Below are 21,797 nucleotides of genomic sequence, written 5' to 3' on the forward strand. Positions count from 1 at the left end.
CGCAAAAGGTCAACAGATCAATTGACGGCTATAGTCATTCTGCCGGTTCGAGTTCTTCTTCCTGCTCATCGTCCTGCTGTCCGGTACCCCCGACCCACAGATCTTCGTTGCCGGCACCGGTCACCGGTTCGTCGATCAGTGGCTCTTCAACCGGTTCGGGATTTTCCTTTATCTCGATCGGTGTGGACGCGAAAGGATCGGCGACATATTTCTTCGGAGTTACTTCCTGCTCGATAATATCCTGGACCGGATCGAAGGCAGGCAGGCCATCGGCGCCGGGCAGAGGCACGCAGCTCGACGGATCAATGATCACACAGCCGTTGATCGTCGATCCGGCATCAAAGCCGATCACGATATCGGTCGCCGGGATCGTATCCACCCCGGTGATCCCGCCAACAATGCCGTTGATGACGATATTGGCAGTGCCTGTAGACGGTCCCGCTATGGACAGGGTCCCCGCGGTGAAGCCGCGACGTTCTGCGTAATCAGTGCCGGTGCCGGTGTTCTGGATCAGCAGATTGTCGGTAACGGTCATCAGGATATTGTCCGCCCGGATCAGGCCATCGGCGAGATCGATGCCGTCGTTATCGGCCAGCCGCAGTTCGATATCGGCGGCCCCGAGACCGGCGATATCGGCCAGCGCCTGGCTGGTCATCGCATAGACATTGAGCGCGGTGACCGAAAGGTTGCCGCTACCGGCAAATTCGCCGTTGGCATTGGTTATCTGGATGGTGCCGCCGGCGGCGTCGACAAACAGGTCCTGATCGGCAACCAGATTGAGCGCTGAGTCGGCATTGCCGTTGGTGAAGTCGAGAAGACCGACAACCGTGATGGACTGTCCGGAGACCAGATTTAGGCTGTTCGCCAGGCCGATATTGGCCGATTGCGGCCCGCTGACATTGTCGCCGACTACCACGTTCAGGTTCTGGATCACCATATCGAAACCGCCTATCGAGGTCGGCACGACGGTGAGGGTGAGGTCGCCACCGGAATGGATGCGGCTGAATTCATCATTCTTGAGCGAGAAGCTGCCGGTGAGATCGGTTCCGTCGCCCAGCACCATCTGCGTCGTGCCGTCGCTGAAAATCTGGATGTCGCCGGTCAGGTCGGTCTGCCCGAGATTGCCGGTTGAACCGATCTCCATGTCGGCGCTGACCGTCCGGATGTTGCTGCCGACGGCGCTTGCCTGAATGTCGATCAGCCCGCCCGCGGTCAGTTGCAGGTCATTGGCCGCGCTCACCTGGCTGTTGATCAGGATATCCTCGACGGCGGCAATCGTGATGTCGCCACCGGTTGATATTACGCCCGGCGTCGCGACGGAGCCGCCACTCATGCCTGCCAGATCGCTGATCGTCGCCGATCCGCCTGCGGCAATCACGATATCGCCGGTGGCCGCGGCCTGCTGGACATCGATATTGGCGGCCGAGGACAGGCCGATGTCGCCGTCGGTTGCTTCGGCGGCAACGCTCATGTCCTGCTGGGTGATGATCGAAACAGCGGTACCCGATGCGGTCAGCAGGTTGGTCACATCGACATTGTTGGTGACATTGACCAGACCATCAAGGGCGGTGAGGCCGATATCATTGCCGGAGACATTGTCCATGGTGATGCCATTGTCGGCGGATATGGCCACCTGGCCGGTACCGCTCTGGTCCGCATTGACCTCGTCGGCCACAAAGCTGCCTTGCGTCGACACGTCGATGCTGGCGCCGCTGTTCACCGATCCCACGGTCACGTCGCTGGCATTATTGGCTACAATGCCGACATTCCCGCCACCGGTGATGGTGTCGAGCGTGATCGCGTCGCCCGATTCGATCGCCACAGCGCCGGCGGAATCGATATCGCTACCGGTGATACCACCGCCGGCGTTGAGCGCCATGTCGCCGCTGCTGGCCGCGCTGGTGAAGCTGATATTGCCGCCGGCATCGACGGTGAAGCTGCCGCCTTGCGCATCAAGATCGCCAAATCCGACATTGCCGGTGGCATCGAGATCAATGCCGCCGCCGACGGTGACCGCGCCAGTCGCGTCGACATCGCCGGCCGTCGCGTTGAGCGTCAGATCGCCGCCGATGGTCCCGTTGTTCAGGGCCACCGCTGCGCCGGTGATGCTGGTATTGCCGCCGCTGATTGCATTGGCCAAAATGGGGGTGCCGGTTGCCGTAATCGTGATGTCGTCGTTCGCATTGACCGTGCCAAAGCCGGCATCTCCTGCGGTCGCATCCGCGGTTACCGATCCGCCGGACGTCACATCGCCAATGTCGATCGACCGGGCCACCAGATCCACATCGCCATCGCTGTCGATGTCGCCCGGACCGCTGTTCATGCCGATGCTGCCGCTGGCCGCAGTGAGCGCAATCGCGTTGGGCGAGGAGAGGGAGTCGAAGAGGATGTTCGCGGCGCTGGAGAAGCTGATAGTGCCGGCGCTCGCATCGCCGATCGCAATATTGCCGCCGTCGAGATCAAGACCATTGGTTGCGGTCAGGTCACCGCCGTTTATGCCGCCGCCCGCGGCCATGGCGATCGTGTCGCTGCTGGTCGCGCTGGTGAAGCTTATATTGCCGCCGGCATCGACGGTGAAGCTGCCGCCTTGCGCCTCGAGATCGCCAAAGCCGACATCGCCGGTCGCGTCGAGATCAATGCCGCCGCCGACGGTGACCGATCCGCTGCCGTCGACATCGCCGGCCGTCGCGTTGAGCGTCAAATCGCCGCCGATGGTGCCGTTGTTCAGGGCTACTGATGCGCCGGTGATGCTGGTGTTGCCGCCGCTGATCGCATTGACCAGTGTTGGTGTGCCGGTTGCGGACACGATGATATCATCACTGGCATCCAGTGCGCCCGTTGCGGTGACATTGCCGCCGCTGGTCAGCCGGATATTCGAACCCGGGGAAGTTTCCGATCCAAATGCTATGGATCCGGCCTGGCCGGCATTGGCGGTGTCAAATACCAGCGCGAACAGGTCAATGCCGGCGCCGCTGGTCGTCGCATCGTCCAGCGTGATTGCGCCGTCCGCCTGGACGAGAAAATCATCGCCGGCCGAAACGCTGGCCAAGGCCACATCCCCGAGCGAGCGGATCGATATATCCTCGCCAGCGCGCAGCGCTCCGGTGGCAGCGATATTGCCGCCTGCGAGCAGGCCGATACTCGCTGCCGTCGGGGTGCCGGTGCCGGTGGCCGCAGAGCCGAGGGCGATATCCTGGACCGCGGAAATCAGGATGTCGCCGCCGTTGGTCGTCAGCGCGCCGACGTCGACATTGTCGGCGACCAGGTTGAGACTTGCACCCAGGCCCGAGACAGTGATGTCACCACCGGTGCTGTTGACGCCGATGGTTCCGCCCGATGCGGTCAACGCGATGCCATTGGTCGAGGCGAGGGAGTCGAAAAGGATATTCGAACCGCTGTTGAAACTGATATTGATCGCGCTTGCGTCGCCGATGGCGATATTGCCGCCGTCCAGATTTAGCGCATTGACGGCGGTGAGGTCACCGCCGCTGATGCTGCCGCCTGCGGTCATGCTGATCGCGTCGGCGCTGGTTGCGCTCGTGAAGTTTATGGCATTGCCGGCATCGACGGTGAAGGTGCCGCCCTGCGCGTCGAGATCGCCAAAGCCGACATTTCCGGTGGCGTCTAGATCGATGCCGCCGCCAACGGTGACCGTGCCGGTTCCGTCGATATCGCCGGCGCTGGCATCGATCGTCAGGTTCCCGCCGATGGTGCCGTTGTTCAGCGATACCGCTGCACCGGAGATGCTGGTATCGCCGCCGCTGATCGCATTGGCCAGAGTCGGTGTGCCGGTTGCGGTGACGACAATATCGTCATGAGCGTCCAGTGCGGCCGTTGCGGTCACATTACCGCCGCTGGTCAGCTGGATATTTGAGCCCGGTGAAGTTTCCGATCCAAAGGCTATGGATCCGGCCAGACCGGCATTGGCGGTGTTGAACGACAGCGCGAACAGGTCAATGCCGGCGCCGCTGGTCGTTGCACTGTCCAGCGCGATTGCGCCGTCCGCTTGGACGAGAATATCATCGCCGGCCGAAACGCTGGCCAAGGCCACGTCACCGAGCGAGCGGATCGATATATCCTCGCCAGCGCGTAGCGCGCCGGTGGCAGCGATATTGTCGCCCGCCAGCAGGCCGATACTCGCTGCCGTCGGGGTGCCGGTACCGGTGGCCGCAGAGCCGAGGGCGATATCCTGCGCCGCGGATATCAGAATGTCACCGCTATTGGTGGTCAGGGCACCGACGTCGACATTGTCCGCGAAAAGATTGATGCCCTGTCCGGCACCCGTCGCGGTGATGTCCGCGCCGGCGTTGTTGACGCCGATGGTTCCGCCCGTCGCGGTCAACGTGGCCGTGCCGGTGGCGTTGATCGTGTCAAACAGAATGTCCTGGCCGCTGTTGATCGTGATCCCGGCGCCGCTGGCGTCGGCGAAAGCAATATTACCGCCGGCATCCAGCGTGATGGCCTGAAGCGTGCTGAGCGAGCCGATCGAAATATCGTCCGTGGCGTCGAGATCAATCGCGGAACTGGCCACGGCATCGCCGCCGCTGATATTGCCGCTGGTCGCCGTCAGGGTGATACCGCTCGCTCCGGATACCGTCGCGTCAAGACTGAGGAAGCCGACATTTTCGCCTTGCAGCACGATGCTGCTGGCGCCGTTGGTATTGCCGAGGAACACGTCGCCCGGTCCGCTTTGCGCGGCAACCAGTTCGATGGCATTGTCGGGGATGGTAATCTGGCCGAACGAGATGTCATTGCCCGCTTCGACGCGGAAGCGCTGCGCGGTGCCCTGTGTATAGCTATTGACATCGATACTGCCGGGGACGGTGTAGAGGCTTTCCGACGCGCCGCCGACCAGTGCAACGGTGGTCAGTTGTCCGCCGGCTGTGATCGATGCAGCGCTGATGTCCGCCCCGACCGTGATGCCGACGTCATTGCTGCTGTCCAGATTGCCCGAACCAAGCAGACTTCCGTTCACTGCGCTGACTAGCACGCTCGCACTCGCGACCGAAGCATCGCGCAGGTCGACGTCGCCTTCGGTGCTCTCGACCAGGAACTGGTTTGACGCATCTAGGACCGTGGCGATGCCGTCGGTGCCCATGATGATGTCGCGGCGGGTGGTGACCAATATGTCGTTGGCGGAAACCGTGCCGGATTCTATAATGCCCTGAACCACATCATTGTTGCTCGCCTGACCGATATAGACGAGATTGTCGGCGTTGAGCGTGCCGAGACAGACATTGCCTTCGACGCATTGCGCGCTCAACAGGCCATTGTCATCGGATTGTCCGCTCCCGGCGATTACCGCATTGGATGGCGCGTCGTTGATGTCGACGCTGATAGAACTCGCGGTGATCGTGCCGCCCAGTCCGTCGATCGCGTTGGCAGACATGACGACGGCAAAATCATTGGCATCGATATCGCCGGCGGCGACGATCGAGGCGATCGGCGTAACCGGCGTGCTGCTCAGGGGGGTGAGAGCCCCGGCCTGCAGGATCAGATTGTTGGTGTCAGGGAAGGGATTGGCCGTGTTGGGCGAGGTTGCGGCATTATTCCCTGCCACCAGGCTTGCACCGGTCTGGATGATGATGTCATCGCCGGTCTGCACGGTCAGTCCATTGTCCGAGATCGTGCTGCTGCCGGTCGCGAACAGGGCGCTTCCGCCCGCATTCACGGTGATAAAGCCGGCGGACGTGACGTCGCCGTCTATCGTCGCGTTATAGCTTGGATCAAAGACCGCGCTGGGCGTCCCCATCGGATCATGCCCGGCCTGGATGAGCAGTTGCGGTCCCAGGACGAAGGTTCCTGCGCCCAGTGTCACGGTCGTCACGGTCCCGGTGACAGCCGCATTGGTGACATTGGCATCCCACATCGCGGAAATATCGACCAGTCCGACACCGGCTATATCGGCGACGGTGGCATTTTGTCCGGTGCGGACCGAAGCGGTGCCTGCGGCATTGATCCGCGAACCGGCGGTGCTGATGAAATCGCCCTGCGCGGTGGCCGCGAAGTTTCCGGACACATCGATACTGTTGACCGGAGTGCCATTATTGCTGTGATCGATGAAGATATTCTGGCCGCTGGTCAGGGTCGCATTGCCGCCGACCGTCATCTGGCCGTCGGCGTCGAAATCATATTGGATATTGCCCGCAACATTGACGGTCAGATCGCCGAGGATCGATATAGCTCCGCTGTCACCGGTCACGAAGAAGCCGCCGGAAAGGGCCGAAGCCGAACCGGTTCCGGTGCCGATTGCGGTATCAAAGGCTGTCGCGGTCAGGCTGTCGAAACTGATCAGTCCCGCAGGATCGGTCGAACTGTCGGCAATTTCGATGCGGCCGCCCGCGCCGATACCGCCAATCGGTCCCCCGCCGCCGGTGCCGCTGGAATCCATGGTGACATTGGCGAAGGCCAGGATGCCTGGACTGCCTTCCTGGATTTCGGCAATGCCGGTGCCGCCGGTACCCGCGCCACCCGTGCCCTGGGCACCGTTCGTCCCGAAGGCGCCATAATAGCCCCGGGTTCCGCCATCACCGCCCTGACCGGTCGTGGTTATGTTGAGATCATTGCCTGATATCGTGCCGCCTTGCGCGAGCAGCCGACCGTTGCCGCCGGTTCCGGCGCCACCGTTGCCGGCGTCACCGGCAGCACTGTCATAAGAGTTTCCACCATTTGCGCCAGTTCCACCGGTACCGGTGCTGGTCATGGTGAAATCGCCGGATGTGAGGCTGATCGTTCCGCCGGTGCGCGCGATCAGTTCGACTGTGCCGCCCGTCGCGTCACCGCCCGATCCGCCGTCACCGCCGTCCACACCGCCGCCGAACTGATAGAAACCATCCGCCCCGTTGCCACCGGTGGCATTGGCTTCCAGAATGACGAAGCCGAGGGCGATATTCCCGCCGGCACCAGTGACTTCCAGACGCGCCGTTCCACCGGTCGCGCTTCCGCCATCGCCACTATTGCCCGTGATATCGTTGGTCGCATCCCGCAGCCCGTCGCCGCCGTTTCCGCCAGTTGCGCTGGCGATGATCGTCGGATCATCCGGATCAAGCGACGCATTATTGACATTGATCGCTGCAACCCCGCCAATAGCTGCGCCGCCGTTTCCGCCGTCCAGTCCATCACCGCCATCGCCGCCGAAGCCGCTGGCGTCGACGATATAAACCGGACTGCCGAGATCATCCTGATTGATGTTGATGGTCGCATTGCCGCCGCTCCCGGTGCCGCCGTTACCGGCGATATTATCCGCTTCACCGGTCGAGAAACCGAAGACGTCGCCGCCCGTTCCACCAGTGCCGACCGAGGTGACCGAAAGCTGGCCAAAGCCAAGCGTACCGGCATTATTGTTGAAGATTGCATCGCCGCCCGTTGCATTGCCGCCACTGCCGCCCGTTCCGGCCTGGATGGTCCCGCTGCCGGCGCTGACACTGCTGCCCCCATATCCCCCTTCGGCATTGGTCGAGACAACAATGTTGCTGGCATTGATCGTTGCGCTGCCGTCGAGATTGAAGGTGGCGGTGCCACCAATACCGTCGCCGCCGTTGCCGCCGTCTGAACCATAGCCGAAGCCACCCGCGCCGCGCGATCCATAAGGTGCTGCATTTTGAATATTGCCCTCGGCCGCTACGGTCAGGGTACTGGTGACGGTCAAATTCCCGGCAATCGCGTTGAACGTCGTGTTGCCGCCGAGTCCGCGACCGCCTGATCCGCCGGCGGTGCCGTAATTTATATCACCATTCGCGCCATCGCCGCCAAAGCCATTGGCCGAAATCGTGAGATTGGTGACGGTCGCATTGCCGCCGTTGAGATTGAAGGTTACGTCTCCGCCTTGCCCGTCTCCACCGTCACCCGCCGATACGCCGCCGGCAAAGGGTGTGACGGCAAGCGTCAGGTCTTCGGGAGCAGCCAGCACTGCCGCTTCGTTGTTGGTGACCGGGCCGGGCACAGTGAATAAATCGCCCCCGCCGCCGCCCGAACCGTTCGAACCGACGGTGATATCGTCCGCCACGAAGGTTCCGCCGAGCAAATCGAATGTGACATCGCCACCGAAACCGAGGCCACCATCCCCCTCGAAGCGCGGTGCGCCGCCTTCGCCGCCAACCGAGATCGATCCGTCGGAGGCGATATCAAGGTCGGACAGCGTCATCGCTCCGCTCGTCCCCTGTACGCGGAAGGTGACCGCGCCGCCACGACCGGTTCCCAGGCTGTCGGGAATATCATCATCGCCACCGACGCCGCCCACACCGCTGGCATTCACGCCAAGAAAATCGGTAAATTCTATCGAACCGTCATTGGCCTCGATCAGGATATCGCCGCCTGTCGCATTGCCGGCAATCGTGTCATTGCCGGTGGCGTTTGCATCGAGAAAGGAAAAACCGGCCGTGATCGCGCCGCCGTTCCGGGCCGCAATGTTGATGTCGCCTGCCTGGAAATCCTTGCCTTCGCTCGGATCGTTGGAGAAGAACTGGTCATTCGGTTGTGCCGACGTGTCCAGAAATATGCCGCCCGCAGTGAGTGTCGCATTGTCAGCGAGGATCGAAATCCCGCCGCCGGTGCTGGTCACGCTGTCCGAGCCGTGAAACGCCCGTGTGCTGATGTTGATTTCGCCGTTGACCTGCAGGCTGCCCGCATTTTGCACGGTGATCGTGACCCGGTCTTCCGATGCGGCTGGCGTGACCCCGAAAGTGTTCAACTCGCCCTGCAGGTCGGAACTGATGGTCAGGCTGCCGCCATCGATCAGGAAATGTGCCCCTCCCGAACTGGCATTTCCGGATATTGCGGTTCCCGCTGCATCGAACGACCCTTCTGAGGCGGCGGTGGCATAGACCTCGATATTGTCGATGACATGCGTGCCGCCCGTGACCGTCAGGTCGAGTGCGCCCGCGGTCGCGTCATTGCTCTGCGCTCCACCGGCGGCAGCGCCCGATGATGCCGTGGCTCCCTGGGAAAATACGATTTCGCCGGTGGTGACCGCACCGCCCGACAGGTTGAGACTGATATCTCCGCCGACACTGTCGCTTCCGACCAGACCGGGACCGTTGCCGCCGATTTTCAGATTCTGCGCGTCGATAGCCTCGCTGTCGAAAAATGTCGTTCCGGTCACATTGAATGTGCCGCTGGAGACGTTCAGAATGATATTTCCGCCCTGGGCGGCTCCGTTCTGGATTTCTCCCTTGCCGCCCTGGGCGCTGGCGTTGAACTGGGCCGTGCCGCCCACGACCAGATCGCCACCACCATTGATATCGATATTGATATTGCCGCCGACGGCATCCTGCCCGATTCCGGTGCCGCCATTGTTGCGAACGGTGAAAAAATCGTCGCGTCCTGAGGCGCTGGCGTCCACGATCAGATTGCCGTTTGCAATCAGGCCGCTGATGATCAAATCGCCGAATCCGATCTGGTCGGCGTTGATATTGATCGTTCCGCCGACACCGTCGCTTCCCGCCCGCAATGTTACATTGCCGTTGGCGCCGATGATGCCGCCACCGCGGGCGTTGATATCGATCTGGTTTCTCGCTTCCAGCAGCAGATTTTGCGTGCCCGTCGGGCCATTGGCGACGATGCTATCGGACACGGACGAGGTTGTTGCGACTATGCCATTTGTCGCAAAGGTCGAAACCGACGATCCGAAGGCCGCATTCTGAAACTCGATATTGGAATTGGAATCGGCCGCCTTCTTGTCAAAGGCAAAACCGGCATCGGTCTGGTTGCCGGTTGTCGCGACATTGGCACCTGCACTGAGCACAATATTGCCATTGACGATCGAGGCTGAGGCGGCCGGCTGATAACCAATATTGCCGCCGACCAGCATGGTCAGCGCATCATTTTTAGGCACGGCAACCATGTAGATCGCCTGCGCATCGGCATCGGTGACATTGCCTGAAACGGAACTGATCGTGGGGGTCGATGAAAGCCCCGTGGTGGTTCCGCTATGGACAATGCCATTGGCGTCGGTCGTTCCCACGCCGATCGATATGTCGAACAGTCCGTTGTTGATCGTCAGGTTCGCTTGCTCAGCCGCCACATAGGCAACCGACCCGTCGACATTCACGCTACCGTCCTGCACGATACGCGGGGCGACCATGGCAACGTAGCTGCTGCGGTCATTCAGCGCATTGATCTGTGCCCCTGCGACGATTTCCACGCGCGAGCTGCTGTCGGCTACGCCGGCAAAGCGCATTTCTCCGCTGGAGCCAAACAGGCCGCCTGTGGTGTCGATATCGTTGGTCGTCAGCACCAGACTGCCGACATCGAACCGGCTGGTGGCACCGGCGATGATGCCGCCGGGGCTGTAGAACCAGATATTCCCGCCGGAGGTGGTTCCGGCAAGGTCGACAAAACTCTCCACAAGGCCGTTGAACTGCACCGGCCTGCCGTCTGCCGTCGCCACCGGCAATATGCGGTTCAGAACCGTATAGTCCAGACCATTGGATACAAAGCGGAGTGTCCTGCCGACCGGGAGGATGTCGATTGGATTGTTGACCAGGCCATCGCTACCAAAGGTGGCTGCGTCCGTGTCCAGCGGCGTCCAGTTTATTATGGCCTCGCTCACCGATATCTGGAGTTCATCCAGATTCGTAGTGCGGGCGCTCGTGAAGGAAACCCCTCCTGTCGGGCTCGTACCATTGGCCTGAAACGCCTGGCCGCTGACAGGTGTGAAAGCCTGCGGGGCGATCAGCCCGGTCATCGGGACATCGATATTGATCGGGTCGGCGTCGATCGGCGCATGGGGGGCGAGGCTTATGGTGCTGCGATTGAATTGCTGACTTGCATCATGAGGTTGCAGCGAAATCCGACCGTCCAGACGGATATCTGTAACATGGGGCTGCAGAACCGGTGAAGAAATCCGGAGATCGTTACTCGGTAGTTGTGCCTGAGGCGCACTGATCCTGATATCATGGGCCGGTCGTGAAGATACGGGTGCCGAAATTCCGGGGTTTGGCATATTCAGTTCGGGAGCTCGCAAAATCAATTGCGCCTGCGAAGATTGTGGAGCGGATGCCAGCAGAACTGCCGCTGCCGCCATCGAACTTCCCGACAGCCAGCGCAGCTTCCGGTCGGTGCGCGTTTCGCCTTTGTGGCTGCTGCTCTGTGAACGCTTGCTCATGATCCTGTCCTCGGTTGCTCTGCGGCTGGTCTATGGTCGGAATTCGATGTCATCTGCGCTTCCACGGGGCCAGCTGCACGGTCAGCGTCAGCAGGGCCCGCGCGTCCTGGCGGCGGGTCTGGAATGGTGCGCGTTTCAGCGGCACGACGCCGGTCAGATCGAGGCTGGCTTGCTGGCCAATGGTCATGCGCAGCCCGCCACCGACGGAATAGAGTTTCTGCGGGTCATCCGGAATATTCTTGTTCCAGACGCTCATCATGTCGAAAAACAGATAGGGCTGGAGCGCGACGCTTTCCGGGGTCTCGGGAACCAGCGATCCGTAGCTGACTTCCGTCTGCAGGCCATAGCCGCTGTCGCCGATGATCGTTCCGGGATCATAGCCGCGACCGGTGGTATAATTACCGCCGGACACTTCTTCGTAGGAGAAGAGCGCATCGGGCGAATATTGCAGGCGTGGCTTCAGCGTCAGTGCCAGCAGCGGCGTCGGCCGGAAATCGATTTTGGCCTGGCCCCGGATGACAAAAGCGGTCGGGTCGCCATCGGCCCGGGTTGGCAGTACGGTCTGGCCAATGCAGTTGACGAAGGCCGGGCCGCAGCCTTCGCTCGCGCCCAATATGTCCAGGCCCTGCCGGATTTCCAGCGAGCCGCCGATGCCCCATTTCGGTTCGTAAGCGGAATAGCCGCCGCGCCCGGAAATACTGGCGGCATCGATCTGGTTGAAGTCGATCCGGGCAAAGGCAACGCTCAGCCGGTCTTCATTGGTGCGAACCCCCAGAAGATCGGTGCGCTGGTCGATATAGTCGAGCCCGATCGTGCCGAAGATATTGCGCGATTGTTTCCGGAGAAAAGGATAGCTTGCATAGGCGCTTGCCACCAGTGTCTGTGAATCGATATCAATACCGCCCGTCAGATCGGGCCTGGTCCAGGCATAGGTGAAATTGCCGCCGAACTTGAGGCCTTCGCCACCGACGGTAAATTCGTGGCCGACCTGCAAAACCTGCTGTTCCTTGAAGTCGGCTGTCGAATAGCCGCTGATCACGGTTTCGTCGCCCAGACCGGTCAATCCGTTGAACCGGACCCGGGCGAGACCGCCAAAACGGCCGACCGCCTTGGAACCGAAATTCTGGATATTGATATCGGCATAGACCGGCGTGCGGATCACGTTGAACTCACCGACGACCTCGCCGGGCTGGCCGCCCGATTCGGCCGAAATCGGCCGCAGCGACAGGCGCACGTCGAGCCCGGGTATATCGCGTGCGAGCAGCAGATAACGGTCCGCCGTGTCGATGTTGAAAACCGGCTGCGCGGCCAGTTTCTCGATATATTTCTGCAGCAGCGCTTCGGAGGGGCCGGCATCGCCGCGAACCTGCACCGCGGTCATCCGGGCCATCAGCACATCAAAGCGGACGCTGCCGTCGTCGATGGTCTGCGGCGGGACCTGAACGGCCGCAAGATAGCCGTTGCTGCGCAGGATGGTGGCCGCCCGGTCGCGGATATCGCAGACCACCGATACCGGAACGTCCTGGCCGATATAATCGGCATAGGCCGGGCTCAGCGATACCGGATCGACTGATATCAGACCGGAAAAATCCACGGCCTTCAGTGTGAACCGGACGTCGGAAAATTCCGGTCCAGCGAGCGGGCAGGCGGACCGCTCGACTTCGCCGTCGAAGGACAGGGGCTGGGCCTGACCCTTGAGCGCTTCGTCTATCACTCCCCGCTGGATTTCCTCTCTGGTCGGTGCAGCGGCCGACTGACCCCAGGCCGGCATGCCGGACAGGAAAATGGCAAAAACTGCCGTCAGGGCAGTCGTTTTAAGCGTAGTGCGCGAGCGCGTCATATATATCCCCGTTTTCTTGGCAATTCCGGCGCGATATCCGGGTCTGCCACAGCGGCTCTGCCGCCCCGGGAACAGCCGGGGCGACAGAAATCATCCAGAGCCTAGCCCTGGTCGGCCGCGTCTTCATTATTGGCATTCAGTGTCTCGACCAGCAGATCCAGCTGGCCGCTGCAGCCCTTCTCGATCAGCATAGCGGCCGTTTCGTCAAGATCGGCCGGTTCCTTTTCCAGAACCACAAAGCTCACCTCGACCGACTGCGGCACGTTCGATCCGAGCAGTCGATAGCTTGCACCGTCGGCCACCGGCAGGACATCCTTCGGCCAGGCCTTCAGCGGATTGCCCTTCCGCCAGGCGATTTCGGTTACATTGCCGCTCGTCGGTTCGACGATCGAGGCGGTTGCCGAGCCGGTATAGTCCGGCCGCCAGACCACCAGCCCCTTCGGATTGGTCACGCAGAATTTTCCGCCCTTGGTCACATCAAGGAACCAGAGATTGGGATTGTTCGGCGTAACCACCGCCGCGCTGCTATCGCCACGCACCGCTCCGGTTCTGGCCCGGCGGCTGCCGCGATTGTTGATGAAGCTGGACAGCCGGGTTGAAGCGGTCGACGTGGAACTGCTTCCCTGGGCCAGTGAATAGGTTCCCGGTCCCGACAGGACACGCGTGCCCGACTGGGTCAATATGGTGACCTTGTCCTGGGCCTTCAGCGTGATTTTCGCATCATTGCCCATTTTCTTGCCCGCCGGGTAGCTGCTCGCCGAAGGGCCGGTCGAGCGCACGACCATATTTTGCGCCAGCGCGACGCTACCGGCGCCGAATAGCAGGAATGTAGCCAGAGCCGCTTTCGCAAAGCCGGGAAGAATTCGTCCGGACGGTACCGGAGCATTTTTATCCAAGTGCATAGCTTTCTCCATTTTTGGTCTTTTTCAATCGTTTGAGCAGATTGACGAGGCCCAGATCCTCGCCATATCGCTTGATCACGGCACCCAGTGCCTGGATCGAATCACTATCACCCTTTTCATGGGCGGCTATGATGGCGGTCACTGCCGCACGATCTTTTTCATCCCAGTCGGGAACCGGTTCGAACACTTCGACCGGTGTGGACCGGCCGCGGAGGGTGATCCGGCCCATCGGCCGGTACCAGTCGAGACCGGTCCGTTCCATCGCTTCCCTGCTCAGCAAAACCTTGGTTTCCAGCGTCTTGTTGGCCGCTTCGAGCCGCGCCGCCGTGTTCATCGCGTCGCCCAATGCGGTATATTGGATCCGGCCCTCGCCGCCGAAATTGCCGACAATCGCGTCGCCATAATGCATGCCGACCCGGGTTCTGCCGATCGGCGGCACGCCTTCGGGGACGTTCTTGCGAAATTCCTCGCCGGCCAGATAGAGGGCATAGGCGGCCTTGGCCGCACGTTCTCCGTCATCGGGATAGGTGATTGGAGCGCCCCAGAAGGTGACCAGCGCATCGCCGACGAACTTGTCGATCGTGCCGCCATATTCCAGCGCTACTTCGCTCAGCCGGTCGAGATAGTCGTTGAGCAGATAGGCAACCATTTCCGGCTCGATCGCATGGGTCAGCTTGGTGAAACCCTCAAGATCGGTAAAGACCGCGAATATCTTCCGTTTCTCTCCGTGCAATGCCAGCTTCTCCGGATCCTTCAATATCTCGTTGGCGATCGACTTGGGCAGATATTTGCCCAGCGCGCTTTGCGCAAAGGCCCGCTGCTTGGAATTGATGGTGCGCGCAGCCGAACCGACGGAGGCATAGCCGAGCAGCCAGCCGACCCCCCAGCCGAAGGCCGGCAACGTCAGCGTATCCACTCCGACATTTTGCAATAAAAAGGGGAAGATCAGGAAAAAGGCGAATTGGCCGAGCAGCATCAGCCCGACTTTCAATGCATTTCCGATGATCAGGGCGGAAAGGCCACCGCAAATCGCGACGATCAGCGCGCCCAGCCACAAGGTCCAGGTCGGAATCGGCGTGGGCAGATCATCGTTGAGCAGCTGGGCAAGCATATGGGCATGTACTTCCAGCCCGATCATCTTGCCGTCATCGCCCTGAACGTCGGCCAGTCCGCCGACCGGAGTCTCGAACCGGTCGCGGTCGACAAAGTCGCCGCCGATCAGCACATGTTTGCCGGCGATGAATGATTCCAGCATCTCGGCGATTGCCGGATCTGCAAAGTTTTCGATCGGAAATTTGTCGAACACCGGAACATCGGTGGAAGTTGGTACATGATAGCGGATGGCGCCATCATTATTGGCGAATTTCGGATTGGGTCCGGTCAGGGCAATGGCCATGAACGGCGGAGCGCCCGGCCGGTGCGGGGTCCAGCGGCGCTGGACACCGTCGCTGTCGGTTTCCAGCTTGATATCGGTCGGCCGGACCTTCTCGGTGCGGGCCTCGTCGAAAAACTGCTGCAGAAATTCATGCTCGGCAAATGCGATTTCCGGATTTTCCTTCGGGTCGGCATAGGCGAGGAAGGTCGGCGTCTTCATATTCTTGAAGGTCGATATCAGCAGCTCGTCGTCATCCTGCGGCATGGTGAAGAGAATATCGATACCGATCGATGCGGGATTGGCCGCATCGATCGTTTCGAGCGCTTGCGCCAATATGGTCCGGTCAACCGGGGACCGCTGGCCGGTCAGCTTCAGCGTGTCCTCGTTATAGACGACCATCACGATATTCTCGTCTTTTTCGATTTCCGGAGCGAACACCGATGCGCGCAGATCATAGAGCGCCCGTTCGGCTTCCTGGATCAATGGCGTTGTCCAGCTGTAGCGGGCGACCAGCAGCGCGAGGATCATGAACAATATCGTCGAGGCCAGGCGGATCGGTCCAAGCTGGTCGAAGAGCCGGCGCAAGGATTGCAGTACGCCTTTCGCCCCCTCCTTGACGTCGCGGTTATTGGCAACCGGGTCCGTTGGCCTGGCTTCTGATGCCATTATTTGAGAGCCGTTTCCGTGCCGGCCGGAGCCGTATCAAGACTGGCAGCAGCATTTTTCGCGCCGGGCAGGAACAGCCGGGCGCCATCGCCGATCAGGGCAAAACCCGCCCAGTAGAAGGGGTGGGATGTGACCGGATCGTTCATCAGGTCCAGCTGGGACAGGCGGAGCGCTTCGGTGATCGAGCGGCCGCGACCGTCGCTGAACAGGCCGTTTATCAACCGTTCCGTCGCCTGGAAATCATCCGGAGCAGGCCAGTGACTGGCGAGAACCGAACGGCCACCGGCCCCGATGAAGGACCGGACCAGGCCATCCAGAGCCGTGCCGCCGCCGCTGCTAACGCCGGCTTCGCGGGTTGCGGTTATGCTGGCCTTGCCCGCGGTGTCGCATGCCGAGAGAATGATCACATCCGCGTCGAGCTTGAGATCGAAAATCTCGTCAAAGGCCAGAAGACCGTCCGATCCCTGTCCGCCGAAAGAGGTCAGTAGCGCCGGTTTGGCCGGGCAGGACGGGCTCGGCGCGGTGACCAAACCATGGGTGGCAAAATGCAGGATCCGGTAGTCGCTGATTTTGTCGTTCGACAATATGGCGCTGTCGGTAAAGGCCGCGCCGGTCAGCAATTCGGAATTCTCCGCGCCGATCAGGCTCCGGGCTTCCTGCAGCTCGCGATCGGAAATCGGGTTGTTCCACTGGCCCAGCGGCCATTGGCACTGACCGTCGCTATTCTGCTGGGCGCCTCGTACGGCTGCCGCTTTGGTGCTGGCGAGTACCGGCTCGTTCCGGCCCATGCCGAGATATTGCCGCGAAGCATCGGATTGCGGCGCCTTGCGGGCGTCGGCGAACGCGCGAGCGGATACGGCGGTGCTGATATCGAGAGTCTTGCCGAGCCACTGGACACCGGAAAAATCAAAGGGATCGCCATCAATCGCCTCGCTTCTGGCAAGATATGTCGAAACCGAAGCTTGATCGGCGACCAGCAGATTGATCGGCAGGCGAAGCATGGCGCCATCGGGTTCGAAAATCAGATGGCTCTTGCCGGCAAGCTGGTCCGAAACCGGTCCGAACAGGTCCGAATACAGGCTTCGCGCCGCTTCGATATCAAAGGGATAGGTGACATATTGGCCGTTTTCCAGCACCGAAATCGAGGCGCGGATCGTATCGACCCTGGCATCGAGCGCTGCTTCGTCGAGCGGCACCCGGTAGATTTTGGCGACCGACTGATCGGTGTAGAACATGAATATATCGCCGCCGATTATCGACATGCGCATATAGGCCTCGGAAGGCTGCATGGTGGCGCGCAAATTGTCGAGGCTGAGAAAACGGTCTGAAACAGCGCGATATTGCGGAAACTCGGCCAGCCGGACCTGGGTCAGCTGCTGGCTTCGCTCCAGCGCCTCGATTTCGGCCGCCAGACTGTCTCTTTGCGCGCGGATCTGCGCCGTCTGGTCCACTCTGCCCAGCGCGGAGAAACGAATGCGCAATTTTTCGATATTGCGCGTCAGGTTGATCGATTGCCGGAACATGCGGGCCGCTTCATCGGTGCCTCCACTCAGCTCGCGCGCAAGAACGGCCTGGGTCTCGGCCACACCGGGACGAACCAGTATCTGGGAGGCTTTGAAAAACTGTCCGGTTGCCGTCGGGTCTTCTGCCAGCAGCGCGAAATAGGGCGCAAGCTGGTTCGTCATGCCGGTAATCGCGCTTTGTTTACCGAGCGAACTGTCGACCACTTCCGCATATAAAGCGCGGGCGTCGGCTTCCTCACCGTTGCGCAACAGAAAGGCGGCGAGGCGCGCCTTGGCGGCATTGACCGCCCTTGTTTCGGGATATTGAATACTCAGCAAGTCGAGCCCGTCGCGCAAATATTGCCGCGCCTCCCCGATATTGCCGTCGGCTTCCGCCAGCAGCGACAATTCGGCGAGCGTCTGGGCTCTCAGGCGAGTGATCGATGTGACCCGGCCGTCGCGCACGGCGATCGCCCGATTATAGGCGGAGACGAAGGAATTGCGGGCGGCTTCGCTCTCGCCATTCAACCGCTGCGCCGTGCCCAGAAGTTGCAGAGCCTGTGCATCGATGATCTCGGCGCGCTCCGCCGGGCTGAGCTTCGTTTCATCGACAAAAGCGAGCAGGTTGCGAGTCTGGGCGCTGCCGTTGATCCGCGACGAGAGCGGTGCGGTAATTTCGAGGCGTTCTGTCAGCGCTGCCTCACCCTCAACGGCGGTTTTGAGGGGAGCATTTATCCGTGCGATCGCCGCCCCAAGCTGGCCCTGGTTAAGCTGATGCATGGTTTCGAAATTGCGCTGCAGCCGCTCGGCTATCGGATCGCTGTCGTCGATAGCGCCGGCCTGTTCGAACAGGTCGTCGGCTTCGGCAAATTCACCGAGGTTGGATTTCTGCAAAGCCCGGTTAATCAGATATTCGCGGGGGTTGATATCTTCCCCCTCCATGCCGGATGTGCGCTGTTGCAAGGTTTCGAAAAAGGCGGCGGCCTCGGCATAATCGCCGCTGAGGTTCCTGCGATAGCCTTCCGAGAGGGCCTGATAGGGCTTGAGTGTGGCCGCCTGCACCCGGGCAAAGGCAAATGGATCCTCGATCGAGGTCGAGGCGACGTCTATTTTGCCTTCGGCGATGGTATCGCTTAAAATCGATTTGAGCGCGAGCAGGGTTGCGCTGTCATAGGCCGCCAGGCCTTCGGCGACATAGGAAGTGCCATCCTGCCGTCCGAGAACCAGAGAATAGGCGACCGGTTCCGCGGCAAGGCGGCAGGCCTGGTGACGAAAGCCGCCAAGCGTTGCCGGCGACGGATTGTCAGTGCAGGTCACCGGTTCGCTGCGATGCGGCGCGATTCGGGCGAGCATGTCCTGCTCTGTCGAACGGGACGAATAGACGAAGCCGACCGGTCTGGCCGAGTCGCGGCAGACCACGGCCCAGCTGCGGTCAAACATATCGGCTTTTGCCTTGTTCTCGATGCTGCGGTCCTGCACCTGGCACAAAATGCCTTCGCTGCTGCCGATCGGGAAGCTGTCGCGCATTGACACCGGCGTGTCACGAGCGAGCGCCGTCGCTGGGCCTGATAGCAAACCCATCGTCAATAATAATGTGCCGATCCTCGTCCGGTGCACGATATTCTCCCCACAATTTTTGTGTATTGCCAAGCCCCCTCAGACTTGGACAATATCGATCGCGACCCAGAATATTCTTATAACTACACTAGTTAGCTGGAAAAACCGAGTCTACGATTGGAGAATATCGACATCACTGCAGGATTAAGTGACTATTGTCACATAGCGGGACGTTTCCGTACCCAGAAATCGCTGAAAACCGCTGACAGAAGTGGTTAAAAACCGCGAAACTCTATTGCGTCTGCGATCGATACGCGGGGCACATCGAAATTGTTGATCGGCGCGTCGGGGTCGCGGTGGCCGATGGCCATGCCGCAGAAGAAAATATAATCGTCGCTGATGCCGAGCAATTCCCGCATATAGGTGCCGTACATCGCCCAGATTTCCTGAGCGCAGCTGTCGAGTCCCTCTTCACGGAGCAGCAGCATCACGGTCTGGAGCCACATACCCATGTCCGACCATTGCGGCGGGCCCATATATTTTCTGGTATAGGTGAACAATTGCACCGGCGCGCCGAAACTGTCCCAGTTTTTCGCCATCTGTGCGACCCGTCCGGCGGCGTCGCCCCGTTCCAGACCGACGGCGTCGAACATCCCCTTGCCGACCGCGCGACGCTGTTCTTCATAGCGGCCGTCGAGATCCTTGGGGTAGATGGCATATTCCATGCCTTCGCCCATCGGCGCGGTCGCGGCCTTGGCCTTGATCTTGGCGGTGATGTCCTTGAGCGCATCGCCGCCAACGACAACCGCGCTCCACGGCTGGGTATTGCCGCCGGAAGGGGCGCGCTGGGCGGTCTCGAGAACGCGTTCGAGCGTCGACTGGTCGACCGGCTTGTCGAGAAACTGGCGGACGGACCGGCGGGAGGTGACGGCTTCGGTTACGTTCATTCAATCAATCCTCGTCAAAGAGACCGGCCAACTGCTCGACCATGGTTCCGCCCAGTTGCTCGGCGTCCATGATTGTCACGGCTTTCTTGTAATAGCGGGTCACGTCATGGCCGATGCCGATGGCGACGAGCTGCACCGGCGAACGGCTTTCGATCCATTCGATCACCTTGCGGAGATGGTTTTCCAGATAGGCACCATGGTTGACCGACAAGGTGCTGTCGTCGACCGGCGCACCGTCCGAGATCACCATCAGGATGCGACGTTCTTCGGGGCGGGCGATCAGCCGGCTGTGCGCCCAGAGCAGGGCCTCGCCGTCGATATTTTCCTTGAGCAGGCCTTCGCGCATCATGAGGCCGAGATTTTTCTTGGCGTGGCGCCACGGTTCGTCGGCTTTCTTGTAGACGATATGGCGCAGGTCGTTGAGCCGTCCGGGATTGGCCGGGCGATCCGCCGCCAGCCAGTCTTCGCGGGTCTGGCCGCCTTTCCATGCGCGGGTGGTGAAGCCGAGAATCTCGGTCTTGACGCCGCAGCGTTCCAGCGTGCGCGCCATGATGTCCGCGGAAATGGCGGCGATCGAAATCGGCCGTCCGCGCATAGAACCGCTGTTGTCGATCAGCAGGGTCACCACCGTGTCGCGGAAATCGGTCTCGCGCTCGATCTTGTAGGACAGGCTGTGCGAAGGATTGCTGACCACGCGGGCGAGGCGGGCGGCGTCAAGCATGCCTTCTTCCTGATCAAAATCCCAGCTGCGATTCTGCTGCGCCATCAGGCGGCGCTGCAGGCGGTTGGCGAGTTTCGTCACCGCGCCCTGCAAATTGGTCAGCTGCTGGTCGAGGAAAGCGCGCAGGCGCGTCAACTCCTCTTCGTCGCACAGCTCGGTGGCGCTGACGACCTCGTCATATTTTTCGGTCCACGGCGCATAGTTGAAACCGGGGGGCAGGTCGGACATCGCCCGGTTGGGACGCACCGGCATCATGCCGTCGTCGCCGGCATCCCCCATTTCCTCTTCGGCGCCTTCTTCCAGCTCCTCGGCGTTCTGGTCGCTTTCGCCGTCCTGGCTATCGTCGTCCGACGGTTCGGAGCGCATTTCGGACTCGCCCTGATCGCCGGTCGCTTCCTCGTCGGCGCCGTCATCCTGGCTGTCGTCGCTATCCTCGTCGCTGTCATCATCGTCGCTGTCGTCGGCTTCGGACTGGTCATCGCTTTTGATCAGATCGAGATGCTGCAGCAATTGCGTCGTCAATTTGGCAAAATTGCTCTGGTCATCGAGCGTCAGGTTGAGGCCGTCGAGATCGGCGCCGGCGCTTTCCTCGATCCACTCGCGCAGCATGTCGAGACCCTTGACCGTCCCCTGCGGCGGAGCCTGTCCGGTCAATTTTTCCCGTGCCAGCAGGGCAAGGGCCGTGGAAATCGGAACCTCGTCGCGATTCTGTGCGCGCGCGATCGGGTCGGACCGCATGCGCATTTCCAGCGCCGCGTTCAGATTATCCTTGGCGCCCGACATGTTGCGCGATCCCAGCGCATCGGTGCGGACCTGTTCGAGCGCGTCGAAACAGGCGCGCGCCACGGCTTCCTGCGGCGCGTTTCTGCGATGCGTGGCTTCGTCATGATGGCGCAATTTGAGCGAGAAACTGTCGGCAAAGCCCCGCGCTTCGGCGACTTGCGCCGGTGGCAGATCGCGCGCGGGCATTGGCACTTTGAGATGCTGCCCCGACTGCGACGGGGCTTCGGCGGTATAGGCCAGTTCCAGATCGGGTTCGCGGGCGATCGCGCGCGCGGCGCCGCCCAGCACGTCTTTCAAATCATCAAGTTTGGAACGGTCAGCCATAGAAGCGAACAGCTTTAAGCGGAAAGGCGGGGGGAATCATAGACCTAATTTCCTGCTTTTTTGTTAGGCGGGATCC

7 protein-coding genes are annotated in these 21,797 nt (G+C 61.1%); all 7 read right to left on the reverse strand.

Annotation, left to right across the window (positions count from 1 at the left end; all coding sequences use genetic code 11):
• Window positions 1-34: 34 nt before the first annotated feature.
• A complete protein-coding gene (locus CHN51_RS11620; RefSeq protein WP_100094156.1) occupies window positions 35-11,104 on the reverse strand; it encodes a hypothetical protein in 11,070 nt (3,689 codons plus the stop codon).
• Window positions 11,105-11,153: 49 nt separating this feature from the next.
• A complete protein-coding gene (locus tag CHN51_RS11625) occupies window positions 11,154-12,944 on the reverse strand; it encodes a ShlB/FhaC/HecB family hemolysin secretion/activation protein (protein WP_100094157.1) in 1,791 nt (596 codons plus the stop codon).
• A gap of 101 nt (window positions 12,945-13,045) precedes the next feature.
• Window positions 13,046-13,846 carry a hypothetical protein gene (locus CHN51_RS11630; protein ID WP_100094158.1) on the reverse strand — a complete coding sequence of 267 codons (801 nt, stop codon included), beginning with the start codon at window positions 13,844-13,846 and terminating at the stop codon, window positions 13,046-13,048.
• The gene (locus CHN51_RS11635) at window positions 13,833-15,887 is read right to left on the reverse strand and encodes an adenylate/guanylate cyclase domain-containing protein (protein ID WP_100094159.1); all 2,055 of its coding nucleotides are present in this window, start codon (window positions 15,885-15,887) and stop codon (window positions 13,833-13,835) included. Before CHN51_RS11635 ends, CHN51_RS11630 begins: the two co-directional genes overlap by 14 nt.
• Window positions 15,887-19,006 (reverse strand): CHAT domain-containing protein, encoded by a 3,120-nt coding sequence (locus tag CHN51_RS11640; RefSeq protein ID WP_240616709.1) that lies wholly within the window; start codon window positions 19,004-19,006, stop codon window positions 15,887-15,889. The genes CHN51_RS11635 and CHN51_RS11640 overlap by 1 nt, the downstream gene beginning before the upstream one ends.
• 215 nt (window positions 19,007-19,221) lie before the next feature.
• Window positions 19,222-19,893, reverse strand: coding sequence for a nitroreductase (locus CHN51_RS11645; RefSeq protein ID WP_100094161.1), 672 nt, complete (start codon window positions 19,891-19,893; stop codon window positions 19,222-19,224).
• A gap of 4 nt (window positions 19,894-19,897) precedes the next feature.
• Window positions 19,898-21,721 (reverse strand): cobaltochelatase subunit CobT, encoded by a 1,824-nt coding sequence (gene cobT, locus CHN51_RS11650; RefSeq protein ID WP_100094162.1) that lies wholly within the window; start codon window positions 21,719-21,721, stop codon window positions 19,898-19,900.
• Window positions 21,722-21,797 lie beyond the last annotated feature (76 nt).

The organism is Sphingorhabdus sp. YGSMI21, assembly GCF_002776575.1.
Lineage (GTDB): Bacteria > Pseudomonadota > Alphaproteobacteria > Sphingomonadales > Sphingomonadaceae > Parasphingorhabdus.

Bases quoted from the DNA above. Each gene is read 5' to 3' on its own strand.
- CHN51_RS11620 (WP_100094156.1), bottom strand. From the start codon at position 11,104: ATGAGCAAGCGTTCACAGAGCAGCAGCCACAAAGGCGAAACGCGCACC.
- CHN51_RS11625 (WP_100094157.1), bottom strand. From the start codon at position 12,944: ATGACGCGCTCGCGCACTACGCTTAAAACGACTGCCCTGACGGCAGTT.
- CHN51_RS11630 (WP_100094158.1), bottom strand. From the start codon at position 13,846: ATGCACTTGGATAAAAATGCTCCGGTACCGTCCGGACGAATTCTTCCC.
- CHN51_RS11635 (WP_100094159.1), bottom strand. From the start codon at position 15,887: ATGGCATCAGAAGCCAGGCCAACGGACCCGGTTGCCAATAACCGCGAC.
- CHN51_RS11645 (WP_100094161.1), bottom strand. From the start codon at position 19,893: ATGAACGTAACCGAAGCCGTCACCTCCCGCCGGTCCGTCCGCCAGTTT.
- cobT (WP_100094162.1), bottom strand. From the start codon at position 21,721: ATGGCTGACCGTTCCAAACTTGATGATTTGAAAGACGTGCTGGGCGGC.